The 17597-nt window shown below is 69.6% G+C and carries 9 protein-coding genes, 1 tRNA gene and 1 rRNA gene; 1 reads left to right on the top strand and 10 read right to left on the bottom strand.

Annotation, left to right across the window (positions count from 1 at the left end; genetic code table 11):
- Window positions 1-8 precede the first annotated feature (8 nt).
- The 7 genes from ACIHCM_RS27000 to ACIHCM_RS26970 form a co-directional block, all read right to left on the bottom strand.
- Window positions 9-554 (bottom strand): CinA family protein, encoded by a 546-nt coding sequence (locus ACIHCM_RS27000; RefSeq protein ID WP_399900885.1) that lies wholly within the window; start codon window positions 552-554, stop codon window positions 9-11.
- A complete protein-coding gene (pgsA, locus tag ACIHCM_RS26995; RefSeq protein WP_399900882.1) occupies window positions 551-1369 on the bottom strand; it encodes a CDP-diacylglycerol--glycerol-3-phosphate 3-phosphatidyltransferase in 819 nt (272 codons plus the stop codon). The genes ACIHCM_RS27000 and pgsA overlap by 4 nt, the downstream gene beginning before the upstream one ends.
- Window positions 1366-2865 (bottom strand): 30S ribosomal protein S12 methylthiotransferase RimO, encoded by a 1500-nt coding sequence (rimO, locus tag ACIHCM_RS26990; protein WP_399900879.1) that lies wholly within the window; start codon window positions 2863-2865, stop codon window positions 1366-1368. The genes pgsA and rimO overlap by 4 nt, the downstream gene beginning before the upstream one ends.
- 94 nt (window positions 2866-2959) lie before the next feature.
- Window positions 2960-3799: a helix-turn-helix domain-containing protein gene (locus ACIHCM_RS26985; protein ID WP_399900876.1), complete on the bottom strand. Its 840-nt coding sequence runs from the start codon at window positions 3797-3799 to the stop codon at window positions 2960-2962.
- A 275-nt stretch (window positions 3800-4074) separates the two neighbouring features.
- Window positions 4075-6795 (bottom strand): DNA translocase FtsK, encoded by a 2721-nt coding sequence (locus ACIHCM_RS26980; protein ID WP_399900873.1) that lies wholly within the window; start codon window positions 6793-6795, stop codon window positions 4075-4077.
- Between the two features lie 183 nt (window positions 6796-6978).
- Window positions 6979-7656, bottom strand: coding sequence for a two-component system response regulator (locus ACIHCM_RS26975; RefSeq protein ID WP_189702184.1), 678 nt, complete (start codon window positions 7654-7656; stop codon window positions 6979-6981).
- Window positions 7657-7895: 239 nt separating this feature from the next.
- On the bottom strand, window positions 7896-13337 hold the full coding sequence (locus ACIHCM_RS26970) for a HAMP domain-containing protein (protein WP_399900869.1): 5442 nt from the start codon (window positions 13335-13337) through the stop codon (window positions 7896-7898).
- Between the two features lie 403 nt (window positions 13338-13740).
- On the opposite strand from ACIHCM_RS26970, the gene ACIHCM_RS26965 reads away from it, so the two are divergent.
- Window positions 13741-16506: a SpoIIE family protein phosphatase gene (locus ACIHCM_RS26965; RefSeq protein WP_399900866.1), complete on the top strand. Its 2766-nt coding sequence runs from the start codon at window positions 13741-13743 to the stop codon at window positions 16504-16506.
- 59 nt (window positions 16507-16565) lie between these two features.
- Here ACIHCM_RS26965 and ACIHCM_RS26960 read toward each other — a convergent pair.
- The 3 genes from ACIHCM_RS26960 to rrf all read right to left on the bottom strand — a co-directional run.
- A tRNA-Thr gene (locus ACIHCM_RS26960) sits at window positions 16566-16638 on the bottom strand.
- Window positions 16639-16734: 96 nt separating this feature from the next.
- Window positions 16735-17397: a DegT/DnrJ/EryC1/StrS family aminotransferase gene (locus tag ACIHCM_RS26955; protein ID WP_399901240.1), complete on the bottom strand. Its 663-nt coding sequence runs from the start codon at window positions 17395-17397 to the stop codon at window positions 16735-16737.
- A 114-nt stretch (window positions 17398-17511) separates the two neighbouring features.
- Window positions 17512-17597, bottom strand: a 5S ribosomal RNA gene (gene rrf / locus ACIHCM_RS26950); the annotation flags it as partial.

The following is a 17597-nucleotide window of genomic DNA, read 5'->3' as shown; positions in this document are numbered from 1 at the left end:
TGCAAACATCAAAACCCCCCGTTCCGTTCCGTATCCTGTGCCCGCTCATTCCCAGTCTGTTCGCCCGCAAGCTCCCTCAGAAGCAGTGCGAGTACGCTCCGTACACTCTCCATACGAATTTCCGCCCGGTGGCCGTTCAACCTCAGGGCCTCCACTTTTCCGCCACCGGCAGAACCGGGGCCCACCGCGAACGGACCGTCCACGGCGACGAAAACGGTCCCGACGGGCTGTCCGTCCTGAGGGTCCGGACCGGCGACACCGGTGGTCGCGAGACCCCAGTCGGCGCCCAGCGCCTTCCGCACACCGGCTGCCATCTGGGCGGCGACCTGCGGATCCACTGCTCCCCGCTGAGCCAGCAGGGTGGCATCGACCCCGAGCAGCTCGTGCTTGAGCTCGGTCGCGTACGCCGTCACGGACCCCCGGAACGCCTTGGACGCGCCGGGCACCGCGGTCAGCTCCGCCGCGACCAAGCCACCCGTCAGCGACTCGGCGACGGCGATCGTCTCGCCCCTCACCGTGAGTAGTCGCACCACTTCGGTGGCCGGGGAACTCACCCTTCCGTCTCCTCCAACGCGGCCTTGCGCTCGGCGATTCCCTGCCTGCGCAGCACAATGGCCTGTCTCACATAGTCGAGTCCGGTCGCCACGGTCAGGACGACCGCCGCGGCCATCACCCAGAACCGCAGGGTGGCCAGCCACCCCGTGAGCGCCAGCACGTACATCCCGACGGCCACGCCCTGGGTGAGTGTCTTCAGCTTCCCGCCGCGACTGGCGGGAATGACGCCGTAGCGAATGACCAGAAAACGCAGCAGCGTGATCCCCAGTTCCCGGCCGAGGATCACCGCCGTCACCCACCACGGCAGATCGCCCAGCGCCGAGAGACAGATCAGCGCCGCACCCATGATCGCCTTGTCGGCGATGGGGTCGGCGATCTTCCCGAAGTCGGTGACGAGGTTGTAGGTACGGGCCAGATGGCCGTCGAAGAGGTCCGTGATCATGGCGATGGCGAACGCCGCCCAGGCGAGCGAGCGCCAGGCCGGGTCGTACCCGCCGTCGGCCAGCATCAGCGCGACGAAGCCAGGGACGAGCAGCAGCCGGAGCATGGTCAGGAGGTTGGCGATGTTCCAGACACTGGCCTGGTTCACCGCCGCGGCCGCGATCTTCCCGCCGCGCGCCGGCCTGGCATCCATCTGGGCGCTGGTGGCGCCGGCCCCGGAGACACCCACGCCACCGGCATCCGAAGCGGACGAGCCAGCCCCCTGCGCGGGGCCCTGGCGGGAAGCGCGCTGCGAGGAGGGCCCTTTCGAGGGCGCGGCCGTGCCGTTCGCGTGGGCGGAGCCACCCGCGGCGGACGCCGGTACTCCGGTCATCTGCCAGCCTCCTCACTGCCGGCCCGGCCGTCGGCGCCCGCGCCCGCGAAAGCCGGCGACTCGGCCACGAGGTCGACACCCTCCGTACCGACCACCTTCGCCTCGACCATACGACCGGGGCTCAGGGCCGCGCCCGCCACGACTCCGGTCAGCAGCACCTGCCCGTCCGTTTCGGGAGCCTGGTGCGCCGCGCGGCCGTAGGTGCCGTCCTCACCGCCGACCGACTCCACCAGCACCCGCACGGTCTCGCCGACGCGCTCCTCGGCCCGCTGCGAGACGAGTTCCTCGGCGAGCTGCGAGATGTGGGCCAGCCGCTCGGCGACGACGTCCTCGTCGAGCTTGTTGTCGTAGGTCGCGGCCTCGGTGCCCTCCTCGTCGGAGTACCCGAAGACGCCGATGGCGTCGAGCCGTGCCCCGTTCAGGAAGCGCTCCAGCTCGGCCAGGTCGGCCTCGCTCTCCCCGGGGAAGCCCACGATGAAGTTGGACCGCACGCCCGCGTCCGGGGCCTTGCTGCGGATGGTGTCGAGCAGCTCCAGGAACCGGTCGGTGTCGCCGAACCGGCGCATCGCGCGCAGCACGCCCGGCGCGGAGTGCTGGAAGGACAGGTCGAAGTAGGGCGCGACCTTGGGAGTCGAGGTCAGGACGTCGATCAGGCCGGGCCGCATCTCGGCGGGCTGGAGGTAGCTGACGCGCACCCGCTCGATGCCGTCGACATCCGCGAGCTCCGGCAGCAGCGACTCCAGCAGCCGGATGTCGCCCAGGTCCTTGCCGTAGGAGGTGTTGTTCTCGGAGACCAGCATGATCTCCTTGACGCCCTGCTCGGCCAGCCAGCGCGTCTCGTTCAGCACATCGCTGGGACGGCGGGAGATGAAGGAGCCGCGGAAGGACGGGATGGCGCAGAAGGTGCAGCGCCGGTCGCAGCCGGAGGCCAGCTTCACCGAGGCGACGGGGCTGCCGTCCAGGCGGCGCCGCAGCGGCGCGCGCGGGCCCGAGGCCGGGGCGAGGCCCGCCGGGAGGTCCGAGGGGGCGCCGTGGCCGGGCAGTGCCACGTCGGACGCCGACTGCCGCTGGGCAGGGCTGATCGGCAGCAGCTTGCGCCGGTCGCGGGGGGTGTGCGCGGCGTGGATGCCGCCGTTCAAGATGGTCTGCAGCCGGTCGGAGATGTCCGTGTAGTCGTCGAAGCCGAGCACGCCGTCGGCCTCGGGGAGTGCCTCGGCGAGTTCCTTGCCGTACCGCTCGGCCATGCAGCCCACCGCCACGACGGCCTGGGTTCTGCCATGCCCCTTGAGGTCGTTGGCCTCCAGGAGGGCGTCGACGGAGTCCTTCTTGGCGGCGTCGACGAAGCCGCACGTGTTCACGACGGCGACGTCCGCGTCCTCGGCGGTCTCGACGAGTTCCCAGCCGTCCGCCTCCAAGCGGCCTGCGAGCTCCTCCGAGTCCACCTCGTTACGGGCGCAGCCAAGGGTGACAAGTGCGACGGTACGGCGTTCAGGCATGGGCTCAAGACTACTTCGTCCGACTGACACCCCACGTCGACGGGGTTGGCCGATCTTGGCCAACCCCGTACGCACCGCGCCCCTGCGGGGCCGCCTATCCGGCCTGCGGGTCGCCCTTCGTGTACGTCAGGCGCTCCACGGAGCCGGGCTGGAAGTCGTCCTCGATCTTCTTGCCGTTCACGTAGAGCTGGATGGCGCCCGCGTCGCCGAGCACCAGGTTGACCTTGGAGCTGTCCTGGAAGGTCTTGGACTGGCCCTGCTTGAGGAGGCCGTCGAACAGAAGCCGTCCGTTGTGGTCCTTGGCGGAGATCCAGCTCCGGCCGTCGACGGCGCTGACCTGGACGGTGACCTTGTCGCGAGGCGCGGCCGCGATCGCGCTCTCGGTGGGGTCGGGCTTGGGGTCGGTGGGCTTGGGGGCGTCGGCCGACGGCGAGGCGGTCTTGTCGGCGGAGGGCTTGGCACCCTCCGCGACCGGCGCCTTGGAGCCGTCCTCGGTGTCGCCCTTGAACAGGGTGAACCCGACGAAGCCGACAACGGCGACGATGGCGGCGACCATCGCCGCGGTCCAGTTGGGCCCCCGACGCTCCGGACGGATGCGCTCGGCCTCGAACAGCGGCGCCGCCGGCGTCGGCGCCGGGCTCCCGCCGCGCTCGGCGTCGTACTGCTCGAGGAGGGGGGCCGGATCCAGGTGGACGTGCTTGGCCAGGGTCCTGATGTGCCCGCGCGCGTAGACGTCACCGCCGCAGGGCGCGAAGTCGTCCGACTCGATGGCGTGCACGATGGCGATGCGGACCCGGGTGGCGGTACTGACGTCATCGACGGTCAGCCCTGCGGCGATACGCGCCTGCTGCAGGGCACGGCCGATGGAGGGGCGGGCTTCCTCGGAAACGTCTTCGAACGGACGCTCGTCTTCAGGGGAGTTGCCGATGGACACGGGGGCGCCTTTCGAGCGTGTAGCCACCTGTGCTGGAGGTTCAGTCTAGGGGGGGTGCAAAAGGGTGGGGCAACCCGGCGGAGAGACTTTGTACGCCATCCGAATGGTCGGACGTCCCGACGACGGGGTTGCTGCTTGACGAATGATGGGGCGGGTGTTTGTCGTTTCCCTCAACTTGACGTGCGGCGTGGGGAAACGGTTGCTCAATGATCCCTTACGGGTGAGTCACGATCGAACAACCTTGTGCGGCGAGCCGACGAGCGTGACCCACTTGCCTACCCTTCAGACTCCCCACGGATGACGGCGAGCACGCCATCCAGCTCATCGGGTTTCACAAGAACATCACGTGCCTTGGAGCCCTCGCTCGGCCCGACGATGTTCCGCGACTCCATCAGGTCCATCAGCCGCCCGGCCTTGGCGAAGCCGACGCGCAGTTTGCGCTGCAGCATGGAGGTCGACCCGAACTGCGTGGAGACGACCAGCTCGGCCGCCTGGCACAGCAGGTCGAGGTCGTCGCCGATGTCCTCGTCGATCTCCTTCTTCTGCTTGGTGCCGACGGTGACGTCGTCCCGGAAGACCGGCGCCATCTGGTCCTTGCAGTGCTGGACGACGGCCGCGACCTCCTCCTCGGTCACGAACGCGCCCTGCATACGCGTCGGCTTGTTCGCCCCCATCGGCAGGAACAGCCCGTCGCCCTTGCCGATCAGCTTCTCTGCGCCGGGCTGATCGAGGATGACGCGGGAGTCCGCCAGCGACGACGTGGCGAACGCCAGCCGCGACGGCACGTTCGCCTTGATCAGACCGGTGACCACGTCCACGGACGGCCGCTGCGTCGCCAGCACCAGGTGGATGCCGGCCGCGCGGGCGAGCTGGGTGATGCGCACGATCGCGTCCTCGACGTCCCGCGGCGCCACCATCATCAGGTCGGCGAGCTCGTCGACGATCACCAGCAGGTAGGGGTAGGGCTGAAGCTCGCGCTCACTGCCCTCGGGCGGCTTGGCCTTGCCCTCGCGCACGGCACGGTTGAAGTCGTCGATGTGCCGGTAGCCGTACGCCGCCAGGTCGTCGTAGCGCAGATCCATCTCCCGTACGACCCACTGGAGCGCCTCGGCGGCCCGCTTGGGGTTGGTGATGATCGGCGTGATCAGGTGCGGAATGCCCTCGTAGGCGGTCAGCTCGACGCGCTTGGGGTCGACCAGGATCATCCGGACGTCCTCCGGGGTCGCCCGCATCATGATCGAGGTGATCAGGCAGTTGATGCAGGACGACTTTCCGGAACCGGTGGCTCCGGCGACCAGCATGTGCGGCATCTTCGCCAGCGAGTGCATGACATAGCCGCCCTCGACGTCCTTGCCGAACGCCACCAGCATCGGGTCGTCGTCCTCGGCCGACTCCGCGAGCCGCAGCACGTCACCGAGGTTGACCATCTCCCGGTCGGTGTTCGGGATCTCGATGCCGACCGCGGACTTGCCGGGGATGGGGCTGATGATCCGCACGTCCGGACTGGCGACGGCGTACGCGATGTTCTTGGTGAGCGCGGTGATCCGCTCGACCTTGACGGCGGGCCCGAGCTCGACCTCGTACCGCGTCACCGTCGGCCCGCGTGTGAAGCCGGTGACGGCCGCATCGACCTTGAACTCGGTGAAGACGGTCGTCAGGGAGGCCACCACGGCGTCGTTCGCGGCGCTGCGCGCCTTGCCGGGGCCGCCTCGCGTGAGGAGGTCGAGCGAGGGCAGGGCGTAGGTGATGTCACCGGACAGCTGGAGCTGCTCGGCGCGCGGCGGCAGGTCGCGCTCCTGCGCGGGCGGCGACTTGGTGAGGTCGGGGACCCCGGTGCCGAGCTTCTCCTGCTGCGGGCGCGCGGCCGGCACAGGCGTCGGGATCGGGGTCGGCGTGCTCTCGGCGCGGTCGCCCACGCTGACGCCCTGGGTGAGGTCGGCGACGATCGGCGAGGGCGGCATGCCGTGCAGCACGGCGCCGTCGAGTGCGGCAGCGGCGGCCGCGGCGACGTCCACGGCGTCCCGCTGCCGCTCCCCCTCGGGCTGCGGCACGGACGCCCGCCTGGGACGGCCCCGACGCTGCGAGAGGGCCTCCTGCTCGGCGCCGTCGGGGTCGTACTCCCGCGGGGCCTGCCCCCGTCTGCGGGGTCGCGCGGGGACGGCCTCGCGCCACTGCTCGTCGTAGCGCTCGTCGTCGGCGGTGAGTTCGTCCTCGTACTCCTCGGCGTCGCGGACGAGGCCCAGCTTCACGCCGAGCAGCCGCAGCCGCTGGGGGATGGCGTTGACGGGCGTGGCCGTGACGACCAGCAGTCCGAAGAGCGTGAGGAGCACCAGCAGTGGTACGGCGAGCACCTCGCCCAGGGCATACGTCAGCGGGGTCGCCGTGCCCCAGCCGATCAGACCGCCGGCGTCCCGTATGGCCTGCATGCCGGCGCTGCGCGCGGGCGAGCCGCAGGCGATGTGGACCTGGCCGAGCACGCCGACGAGCAGCGCGGACAGGCCGATGACGATGCGCCCGTTGGCCTCGGGCTGCTCGGGGTGCCGGATGAAGCGCACGGCGACGACCGCGAGGAGGATCGGCGTGAGCAGGTCGAGCCGGCCGAAGGCGCCGGTGACCAGAATCTCGACGAGGTCGCCGACGGGACCGCGCAGGTTGGACCAGGTGCCGGCGGCGACGATCAGCGCGAGCGAGAGCAGCAGCAGGGCGACGCCGTCCTTGCGGTGGGCGGGGTCGAGGTTCCTTGCGCCCTGCCCTATGCCACGGAAGACGGCGCCGACGGCGTGCGCCAGGCCGAGCCAGACTGCGCGGACCAGCCGGTAGACGCCCCCGGTCGGGCTGGGCGCCGGCTTCGGCGCGGCCTTCTTCGCCGGAGCCTTCCTGGCGGGCGCCTTCTTCGCGGGCGCCTTTTTCGCAGCGGCCTTCTTCGCCGGAGCCTTCGCGGAAGCGGCAGCCTTCTTGGCGGGCTGCTTCTTGGCTGCGGAGGGACGTGAGGCCATAGGTGTGAGGTTACCGGTGGAGGCGACAGCGGACACGCGTGCCCACTGCTTCACCCGTTCGTGTCGCCCTTACGCAGGCGCGGAACTGACGCGAGCTCACGAGCAGGCGACTTGCCCGCGCCCGTCGCAGGGCGGCTCCATGAACTCGTGGCGGCCGAGCGGGCAACTCGGCCCGATCCGCCGTCAGTTCTGCGACGGCACCGACGGCGCCCCGCCGGTCCCCGGCTCCAGCGCGTCCAGCGCCCGGCGCAACCCCGTGAGCTTGCGCTCCAAATGGGCCGCCGTGGCCACCGCCGCCGCGTCCGCGGATTCGTCGTCGAGCTGCTTGGAGAGCGCCTCGGCCTGCTCCTCGACGGCCGCGAGGCGCGCCGACAGCTCGGCGAGCAGCCCGGCGGACTCCTTGCCGCCGACCGCGCCCTTGCCGCCGCCCTCCAACTGGAGCCGCAGCAGCGCGGCCTGCTCACGCAGCTGGCAGTTCTTCATGTAGAGCTCGACGAAGACGGAGACCTTCGCGCGCAGCACCCACGGGTCGAACGGCTTGGAGATGTAGTCCACCGCACCGGCCGCGTAGCCCCGGAAGGTGTGATGCGGGCCATGGTTGATCGCGGTGAGGAAGATGATCGGGATGTCCCGGGTCCGTTCCCGCCGCTTGATGTGCGCGGCGGTTTCGAAACCGTCCATTCCCGGCATCTGGACGTCCAGCAGAATGACCGCGAAGTCGTCCGTGAGTAGCGCTTTGAGCGCTTCCTCCCCGGAAGATGCCCGCACCAGCGTCTGATCGAGCGCAGAGAGGATCGCCTCCAGCGCCAGCAGATTCTCCGGCCGGTCATCGACCAGGAGGATCTTGGCCTTCTGCACCATGGCCCGCCCTCCTCGCCCCGGCAGTGCACCGGGCGCCGCCCCGTGGGCCGACTCCGTTGCGCCGCCCATCCTCGTGCCGGTCATCGTAGCCGCACCCCGCTTGTCGACACACCCTGTCACCGCGATGTCACTGTGCACGTAGCAGAAACGCAGCAGGGGACCAGAAGGTTCCCCGAATCCCGCACTTCTACACGGCTTCGCACACCCTGCGTCAGCAATCCCTCAAGGACACCCACTGTTCATTCGGCCTGCATCCACTGCTCCATCACCGCCAGCAGATGATCGGGATCGACCGGCTTCGTCACATAGTCTGACGCACCAGACTCGATCGCCTTCTCCCGGTCACCCTTCATCGCCTTGGCCGTCAGCGCGATGATCGGCAGCCCGGCGAACTGCGGCATCCGACGAATCGCCGTGGTCGTCGCATAACCGTCCATCTCAGGCATCATGATGTCCATCAGCACGACCGCCACGTCGTCGTGCTGCTCCAGCACCTCGATGCCCTCGCGGCCGTTCTCGGCGTACAGCACCGACAGCCCGTGCTGTTCCAGGACGCTGGTGAGCGCGAAGACGTTGCGGATGTCGTCGTCGACGATCAACACCTTCTCACCCCCGAACCGGATACCCGCGCGCGGGTGGGTGTCCGCCTCAGCCTCACCGCCCTGCCAGGGCTCCGGCGCGGCCGGCAGCGCCCGCGGCTCGGCGGCGGGAATGCTCCTGCGCCGGCGCCGGAAGAGCGCGGCGGCCCCGTTCTGCGTCTCGCGGTACGACTTCACCTCGGCCGGCGTCTCGACCGCCGGCTCGGCCGGCTCCGGCCACTCGGCGAGTTCGGCCACGGGGGTCGCGGTGGCCTGCTGGTATCCGTGCGGGGGCAGTTCGGTCGGGTACAGCGGCAGGTACAGCGTGAACGTGGACCCGCGGCCCGGCTCGCTCTGCGCGTGGATCTCACCGCCGAGCAGCTGGGCGATCTCCCGCGAGATGGACAGGCCGAGGCCCGTACCGCCGTACTTGCGGCTGGTCGTGCCGTCCGCCTGCTTGAACGCCTCGAAGATCACCCGCATCTTGCTCGCCGCGATCCCGATGCCGGTGTCGGTCACCGAGAACGCGATCAGCCCGGCCTCGGCGTCGGTCAGCGACCCGGCCTCCAGCAACTGCTCCCGGATCGCCTGCGGCACGTCGTCGCGCGCGGGACGGATGACCAGCTCCACGGAACCCGAGTCGGTGAACTTCACCGCGTTCGACAGCAGGTTGCGCAGCACCTGGAGCAGCCGCTGCTCGTCGGTGTGCAGGGTGGCGGGCAGCTCCGGGGAGACCCGTACGGACAGATCCAGGCCCTTCTCCGCGGTCAGCGGCCGGAAGGTGGCCTCCACGTAGTCGACGAGCTGCACGAGTGCGATGCGGGTCGGCGAGACGTCCATCTTGCCGGCCTCGACCTTCGACAGGTCCAGGATGTCGTTGATCAGCTGGAGCAGGTCGGAGCCGGCCCCGTGGATCGTCTCCGCGAACTCGACCTGCTTCGGCGTGAGGTTGCCGTCCGCGTTGTCGGCGAGCAGCTTGGCCAGGATGAGCAGCGAGTTCAGCGGCGTACGCAGCTCGTGCGACATGTTGGCCAGGAACTCGCTCTTGTAGCGCATCGACACCGCGAGCTGCTCGGCACGCTCCTCCAGGACCTGCCGCGCCTCCTCGATCTCGGTGTTCTTCACCTCGATGTCGCGGTTCTGCTGGGCCAGCAGCTCGGCCTTCTCCTCCAGTTCGGCGTTGGACGCCTGGAGGGCCTTCTGCCGGTTCTCCAACTCGGCGGACCGCTCACGCAGTTGCTCGGTCAGCTCCTGCGACTGCTTCAGCAGCACCTCCGTCTTGGTGTTGACGGAGATGGTGTTGACGCTGGTCGCGATCATCTCGGCGATCTGGTTGAGGAAGTCCTTCTGGATCTGCGTGAACGGCGTGAACGAGGCCAGCTCGATCACGCCGAGCACGATGCCCTCGAACAGCACCGGCAACACGATGACCTGTGCGGGCGGGGCCTCGCCCAGCCCGGAGGAGATCTTCAGATAGCCGCTCGGCGCGTTCTCCACGAGGATCGTGCGCTTCTCCTGCGCGGCGGTGCCGACCAGCGCCTCGCCGGGCGCGAACGACGTCGGCATGGAGCCCATCGAGTAGCCGTACGAGCCCAGCATCCGCAGCTCGTACTGCTCGTCCTTGCCCGTGCTGTCGGCCGGCTGCATCGCCAGGAAGAACGCCCCGTGCTGCGCGGAGACCACCGGCGTCAGCTCGCTCATGATGAGCGAGGCCACGTCCTCCAGGTCGCGGCGGCCCTGCATCAGCGCGGAGATCCGGGCGAGGTTGCCCTTCAGCCAGTCCTGCTCCTTGTTGGCGATCGTGGTGTCGCGCAGGTTGGCGATCATCTTGTTGATGTAGTCCTGAAGCTCCTGGATCTCGCCGGAGGCGTCCACGTCGATCTTCAGGTTCAGGTCACCGCGGGTCACCGCGGTCGCCACGCGCGCGATGGCACGCACCTGCCGGGTCAGGTTCCCGGCCATCTCGTTCACGGACTCCGTCAGGTCCCGCCAGGTGCCGTCGACGTCCCGCACCCGCGCCTGACCGCCCAGCTGGCCCTCCGTGCCCACCTCTCGGGCCACACGCGTGACCTCCTCGGCGAACGACGACAGCTGGTCCACCATCGTGTTGATGGTCGTCTTGAGTTCGAGGATCTCCCCGCGCGCGTCGATGTCGATCTTCTTCGTCAGGTCACCCTTGGCGATGGCCGTCGTGACCATCGCGATGTTCCGCACCTGACCGGTCAGGTTGGACGCCATCTGGTTCACCGACTCGGTGAGGTCCTTCCAGGTGCCGGCCACACCCGGCACATGCGCCTGACCACCGAGGATGCCGTCCGTGCCGACCTCACGGGCCACCTTGGTGACCTGCTCGGCGAACGAACTCAGCGTCTTCACCATGGTGTTGAAGGTGTCGGCGAGCTGCGCCACCTCACCGCGCGCCTCGATCGTCACCGTGCGTGTCAGGTCGCCGTTGGCGACGGCCATCGCGACCTGGGAGATGTTCCTCACCTGAACGGTCAGGTTCTTGGCCATCAGGTTGACGTTGTCGCTGAGGTCCTTCCAGATGCCCGTGACGCCCGGCACGTGCGCCTGGCCGCCCAGGATTCCCTCGGTGCCCACCTCGCGGGCCACCCGGGTCACCTGGTCCGCGAAGGACGACAGCTGGTCGACCATCGTGTTGACGGTGGTGACGAGCTCCAGGATCTCGCCCTTGGCGTCGACGGTGATCTTCTTCGACAGGTCGCCCTTGGCGACGGCGGTGGTGACATGAGCGATGCTGCGCACCTGCACGGTCAGGTTGTTCGCCATGAAGTTGACGGACTGGGTGAGGTCCTTCCAGGTGCCGGAGACGCCCTGCACCTCGGCCTGCCCGCCCAGCTTGCCCTCGGTGCCCACCTCACGGGCCACGCGCGTGACCTCCTCGGCGAACGAGGACAGCTGGTCCACCATCGTGTTGAGCGTGTTCTTGAGCTCCAGAATCTCGCCGCGCGCGTCCACCGTGATCTTCTGCGAGAGGTCGCCCCGCGCCACCGCCGTCGCGACCTGGGCGATCTGCCGCATCTGCGCCGTCAGGTTGCCGGCCATGCCGTTCACGGAGTCCGTCAGGTCCCGCCACACGCCGGCCACGCCGGGCACCTGCGCCTGACCGCCGAGCCGGCCCTCCGTACCCACCTCGCGGGCCACCCGCGTCACCTGGTCGGCGAAGGCCGAGAGCTGGTCCACCATCGTGTTGACGGTGTTCTTCAGCTCCAGGATCTCCCCGCGCACGTCCATGGTGATCTTCTGCGACAGGTCACCGCGCGCCACCGCCGTCGTCACCTGGGCGATCTGCCGCACCTGGGCGGTCAGGTTGCCGGTGATGGAGTTGACGGCGTCGGTGAGCTCCTTCCAGGTCCCGGAGACACCCTCCACGCGCGCCTGCCCGCCGAGCCGTCCCTCGGTGCCGACCTCCCGGGCCATCGTCGTGACCTGGTCGGCGAACGACGACAGCTGGTCCACCATCGTGTTCACGGTGTTCTTCAGCTGGAGCATCTCGCCGGAGACGTCCACGGTGACCTTCTGGGACAGGTCTCCGTTGGCCACCGCCGTCGTCACCTGGGCGATGTTCCTCACCTGTCCGGTGAGGTTGCGGAACGCCGTGTTGACGGAGTCCGTGAGGTCCTTCCACGTCCCCGCGGCGCCGGGCACCTGCGCCTGACCGCCGAGCTCACCCTCGTCGCCGATCTCCCGCGCCACCCGCGTGACCTCGGAACCGAAGGCGGACAGCTGGTCCACCATGCCGTTGACGGTGTTCTTCAGCTCCAGCATCTCGCCGGCCACGTCCACGGTGACCTTCTGGGAGAGGTCACCGTTGGCGACCGCCGTCGTCACCGCGGCAATGTCCCGCACCTGAGTGGTGAGGTTGCGGAACACCGTGTTGACGGAGTCCGTGAGGTCCTTCCACGTTCCCGCGGCGCCCGGCACGTTCGCCTGACCGCCGAGCCGCCCCTCGGCACCGACCTCGTTGGCCACCCGCGTGACCTCGTCCGCGAAGATCCGCAGCGTCTCGGTCATCTGGTTGATCGTCTCGGCGAGCTGCGCGACCTCGCCGCGCGCCTGCACGGTCACCTTCCGCGACAGATCGCCGTTGGCGACCGCGGTGGTCACCTCCGCGATCCCGCGCACCTGGGCGGTGAGGTTGCCGGCCATGGTGTTGACGGAGTCGGTGAGCTCCTTCCACACCCCGGCCACCCCGGGCACCTGCGCCTGCCCGCCCAGTTCACCCTCGGTACCCACCTCACGCGCGACGCGGGTCACCTCGGAGGAGAACGCCGAGAGCTGGTCCACCATCGTGTTGACGGTTTCCTTCAGCTCCAGCATCTCGCCGGCCACGTGAACCGTGACCTTCCGGGACAGATCACCCTTCGCCACGGCCGTCGTCACCAGCGCGATGTCCCGCACCTGAGCGGTCAGCCGGTACGCCATCGTGTTGACGGACTCCGTGAGGTCCTTCCACGAACCCGACATACCGCGCACCTGGGCCTGCCCACCCAGCTTGCCCTCGGTACCCACCTCGCTGGCCACCCGCGTGACCTCGTCGGTGAACGTCGACAACTGGTCGACCAGGTTGTTGACGGTCCGCCCGACCTTCAGGAACTCCCCCCGCAGCGGGTGCCCGCTCCCGTCGGGCGCGTTCGTCCGCAGCTCCATCCGCGGCGCCAGATCGCCCTCGGCCACCGCGAACAGCACCCTGCTGACCTCGGACACCGGCCATACGAGGTCGTCGACCAAGGCGTTCGAGGCATCGATCGCTGCCGCCCAGGACCCCTCGCAGGCCCCCGCGTCCAGCCGCTCGGTGAGTTTCCCCTCACGTCCGACGACGCGCCGCACCCGGGACAACTCACCCGTGAGGTGCAGATTCCGGTCGGCGACCTCGTTGAAGACGGCGGCGATCTCCGCCATCACACCGTCCCCGGACACCGTCAGCCGCTTGCGGAAGTTGCCGTCCCGCATCGAGACCAGAGCCGCCTTCAACCGGTTCAGGGCAGCCGTGTCCACCTCCGTGGTCCCGTTCCGGCTGCTCGGGGACTGTCCGCCCTTCGCGCGCGGCTTCGTGCCCCGCGTCGCTGCGCCAGACTCCACTGTGTCCCTCCCGCAGGGGTCGACCATTACTGCTGTGCTCGGCTTCTACTGCTCGGCGTATCGATTACTACTGCGTATCTGCACCCGTGGTACCAGCCGTCAATCCCACCTGGAGGTACCGGACCGCACCAGGGGCTGCTGCCCGCCGAACGCGCACCGCACTCGCCCTGCCCGTACCTCCACCACAAGCCTGCCCAGTGTTTCACCCCGGCCGAACCAGGCCATAAGAGTTCGGCAGCTTCGCACAGCGTCCGCACACCCTCCGGACGGAAACACTGCAGACCGGCATCCGCATGAACCGCGAAGGTAAGTAACCTTGCATGCGGCTGTCCAGCCGCACCGGTTCCGTCCGGCCTGGGCGGTGGCACGACAACGAGCGGGCATCGGAGGGGCGGCCGCACACATGACCACCGGACTGATCCCGGGGGAACAGCCCCCGGACCCCCGGCCGACGAGCGGCCTGCCGTCGCAGACGCGACGCGAGCCGTTCGGCGGCACCGCAGCCCAGCACGTCGAGAGCAGATCGAGGAGTTTTGTGATCACCGCGCGCGCGGCCGCCAGCTTCGAGCCCGTCGGGCGCTCGGTCGCCTCCGCACGCTCCTTCGTCCGCGACACGCTCCAGGGCTGGGGGTACGCCGACGTCGTCGACGACGCCGTGGTGCTGACCAGCGAACTGGTCACCAACGCCGTCGTGCACGCGGGCACCACCGCCGACGTGCTGTGCCTGCGCCTCGACGGCGGCGTCCGCATCGAGGTCGCCGACCACTACCCGGAGCGTGAAGTCCCCCTCCAGGGCTCCGCCGTCAACATGGGCAGCCCGGACCGCGAGGGCGGCCGCGGCCTCCAACTGTGCGCGGCCCTCGCCGGCCGCTGGGGCGTCGACTACACACCCACGCACAAACAGGTCTGGTTCCAACTCGACCTCCCCGAACGGGCGGTGGGCACCCGCACCGCCGGCCCCTGCCTCCCGGCCGACCTGCTCCCGCTGGCCGACGGCCGCGTCCGCGTCGCCGTCATCCAGATCGACCGCGGCGGCTCCATCACGGCCTGGAACGAGGACGCCGAGGAACTCTTCGGCTACCAGGCCGAGCAGGTCACCGGCAAACCCCTCACCGATCTCGCCGCCTGGCCACACACCCCGGGCACCAGCACCGGCATCGCCGAGGCCCTGCAACTCTCGCGCTGGGAGGGCAGCTACGGCGTCCGCGAGGCCGGCGGCCGGGTCGTCCCGGTCTACGCCTCGCACCTCCGCGTCCGCGACACCGCCGGCGAACCCTCGACCGTCTGCCTCCTCGTCCGCGACCACGAACGGGCCGTCCTGCAGACGCCGATGCGCATCACGGCGTCCGACACGACCACCGCCTCCGAAGGGCAGAGCACCGACCCCTTCGAGGTCTTCATCGGCTCCCCCGCCCCGGACGACCTCGACGGCCTCCTGCAGCGCACGGTCGAACGCGCCCGCGACATGCTCGACGGCGACTCCGCGTTCCTCCTCCTCGCCACCGACGACGAGACGGAGTTGGAGGTCCGCGCCTCCACGGGCCTGCCCTCCGCCCGCCAGCGCTTCGCCCGCGTCCCCGTCGAGGCGGGCCCCGGCCGCTACGGCTCGGCCCGCATGCCCGCCGTCCACGACGACCTCACGGCCGTCCCGGGCGCCGTACCACTGCTCAACGGCACCGGCATGCGCTCCGTCGTCACCGTCCCGCTCAAGGTCGAGGGCCGCCTCACCGGCTCCCTCGGCGTCGCCGCGGAGGGAGCGAGCAGGTACTCCAACGAGGAAGCCCTGCGCCTGCAGTTCGCCGCCGACCGCATCGCCCTCGCCGTGGAGTCGGCCCGCCTCGGCGAACTCGAACGCCTGCGCCGCGGCTCGCTCAGCTTCCTCGTCGAGGCCTCCGACCTCCTCGCCGGCACCCTGGACCGCGATCAGACGCTGGCCCTGATGGCACAGATGACGGTCCCGACGCTGGCCACCTGGTGCGCGGTCTACACGATCGCCGACCAGGCCTCCGAGCCGTACCTCTCGTACGTCCTGCACGAGGACGAGGAACTCATCGACGGCATCAAGTCGCTGCTGTCGAAGATCGCCCCGCCCGACCCGGTACCCACCCCCGGCGCCCGCGTCTGGTCGACCCCGGCGGAAGCCGCCCACCAGGCGGCCCTGCGCACCTCGATGCGCAGCCTGGGCCTCGGCGAACCCGCCACGGTCAGCTCCGGTATCGGTACGACGCTGGCGACGGCGTCCGCGGTCGGCGGCGAGACGGTCGTCCTGCCGCTGGTCGCCCGTAACCGCGTCATCGGCATGCTCACCCTCGGCAAGCCCACCGACGAACACTTCCGCCAGGAGATCCTGGAACTGGCCGAGGACCTTTCGCGCCGAGCCGCCCTGGCCCTGGACAACGCCCGCCTCTACTCCGAGCGCACGGCCATCAGCCAGTCCCTCCAGCGCAGCCTCCTGCCGCCGGAACTCCCGGTGATCGACGGCGTCGAGGTCGAGGTCATCTACCGCGCGGCCGGCGAGGGCAACGAGGTCGGCGGCGACTTCTACGACCTCTTCCCCATCCGCGACGGCGCCTACGGCTTCGCCATCGGCGACGTCTGCGGTACGGGGCCGAACGCCGCGGCCGTCACCGGCCTCGCCCGGCACGCCCTGCGCCTCCTCGCCCGCGAGGGCCTCAGCGGCCCGGCGGTTCTGCAGCGCCTGAACTCCGCCATCCTCGACGAGGGCGCGCGCAGCCGCTTCCTCACCCTGCTCTACGGCGAGATGCGCCCGCTGGAGGACGGCAGCGCCGAGCTGAAGGTGGTCTGCGCCGGCCACCCGCTCCCCCTGCGACTGCGCCAGGACGGCACGGTGGAAGCCGCCGCCGAACCGCAGCCGCTCCTCGGCGTCCTGGAAGACCTGGACCTGTACGAGCAGACGGTCACCCTCGACCCCGGTGACGTCCTCCTCTGCGTCACCGACGGCGTCACCGAGCGCCGCGAGGGCAACCGCATGCTGGGCGACGACGGCCTCGCCGACGTCCTCACCACCTGCACAGGTCTCACAGCCGGCGCGGTCGCGGCCCGCATCATGCGCGCAGTGGAACGCTTCGCCTCGGACGCACCGTCCGACGACATGGCCATCCTGGCGATGCGCGTCCCGGGCCTCCACAACGGCCTGTCCAACGCCTGAACTGCAACCCGCACAGCAAGAAGACCCCCACCCGAAAGGGTGGGGGTCTTCTCTGTCTGAGCCCCCAAACGGAATCGAACCGTTGACCTTCTCCTTACCATGGAGACGCTCTGCCGACTGAGCTATAGGGGCCGGTCACCTTGCCGAGGTTTCCCTCGCGGCAACGGAATAGATCCTACCCCGAACAGGCCGGTGCTCCCAACCACGACCGCCCCGTACAGAAAGCGATCAGAAGGCGGGCTGCAGCAGTCCGCCCAGTGCATTGCACGCGGACACGACCCGCTGCATGTCCCGCTTCGTCAACGCACCGTCCACGGGCAGCGCGAGTGTCTCTCCCGCGGCCCGTTCGGTCTCCGGCAACGACACACACTGCCGGAACGCGGGCAACCGGTGCACCGGCGTCTTCACCGGCACCCAGCACTCAACTCCCCTGGCTCGCAGCGACCGTGCGAACGCGTCCCGGTCCGGCCGCCCGTTCCCGGGCACCCGCACCACGTACTGCTGATAGGTGTGCCCCACGCCCCCATCAGGCGTGTACACACCCCGCAACTTCGCATCGAGATAGGCGGCCCGCTGCCGCCGCTGCGCCACCTCGTCGGACGGCGCCTCGGACTCCCCCTGCTCCAGCACCAGAAGCCCGCTCCGCTGCCCCACACCCAGCAGCGCCTGGACATCCGCAGGGCGACCGAATCGATGTACGACAACGACGGCCGCGGTTCGCGACGTTACGGCCGCCTCGACCGCGGAGGTGTCGAGGCAGTACGACACCGGGTCGATGTCGGCGAACACCGGGCGTGCCCCCGTCAGGCTCACCGCTTCGGAGACCTCGACGCTCCCGAAGGCCGGCACGATGACCTCGTCACCGACCCCGACGCCGGCGGCCCTGAGCATTGCAGCAGTACCCATGCTGCGGATCGTTGTTGCGCAACGTGAACTTCAAGTGACGTGAAACAAAAAAGGGTTGGACCCGGAACCGAAGTTCCAGGTCCAACCCTTTCAATATTTGTTCGGCGGCGTCCTACTCTCCCACAGGGTCCCCCCTGCAGTACCATCGGCGCTGTAAGGCTTAGCTTCCGGGTTCGAAATGTAAC

Origin of the sequence: Streptomyces sp. NPDC052023, assembly GCF_044548465.1 — a bacterium.
Lineage (GTDB): Bacteria > Actinomycetota > Actinomycetes > Streptomycetales > Streptomycetaceae > Streptomyces.
The sequence above is the reverse complement of the archived record's forward strand: the minus strand, read 5'-3'. Positions and strand labels throughout refer to the sequence as shown.

Excerpts from the sequence above, each read along its gene's own strand:
- ACIHCM_RS26965 (WP_399900866.1), top strand. The coding sequence starts at position 13,741 with ATGACCACCGGACTGATCCCGGGGGAACAGCCCCCGGACCCCCGGCCG.
- rimO (WP_399900879.1), bottom strand. The coding sequence starts at position 2,865 with ATGCCTGAACGCCGTACCGTCGCACTTGTCACCCTTGGCTGCGCCCGT.
- ACIHCM_RS26955 (WP_399901240.1), bottom strand. The coding sequence starts at position 17,397 with ATGCTCAGGGCCGCCGGCGTCGGGGTCGGTGACGAGGTCATCGTGCCG.
- pgsA (WP_399900882.1), bottom strand. The coding sequence starts at position 1,369 with ATGACCGGAGTACCGGCGTCCGCCGCGGGTGGCTCCGCCCACGCGAAC.
- ACIHCM_RS26975 (WP_189702184.1), bottom strand. The coding sequence starts at position 7,656 with ATGGTGCAGAAGGCCAAGATCCTCCTGGTCGATGACCGGCCGGAGAAT.
- ACIHCM_RS26980 (WP_399900873.1), bottom strand. The coding sequence starts at position 6,795 with ATGGCCTCACGTCCCTCCGCAGCCAAGAAGCAGCCCGCCAAGAAGGCT.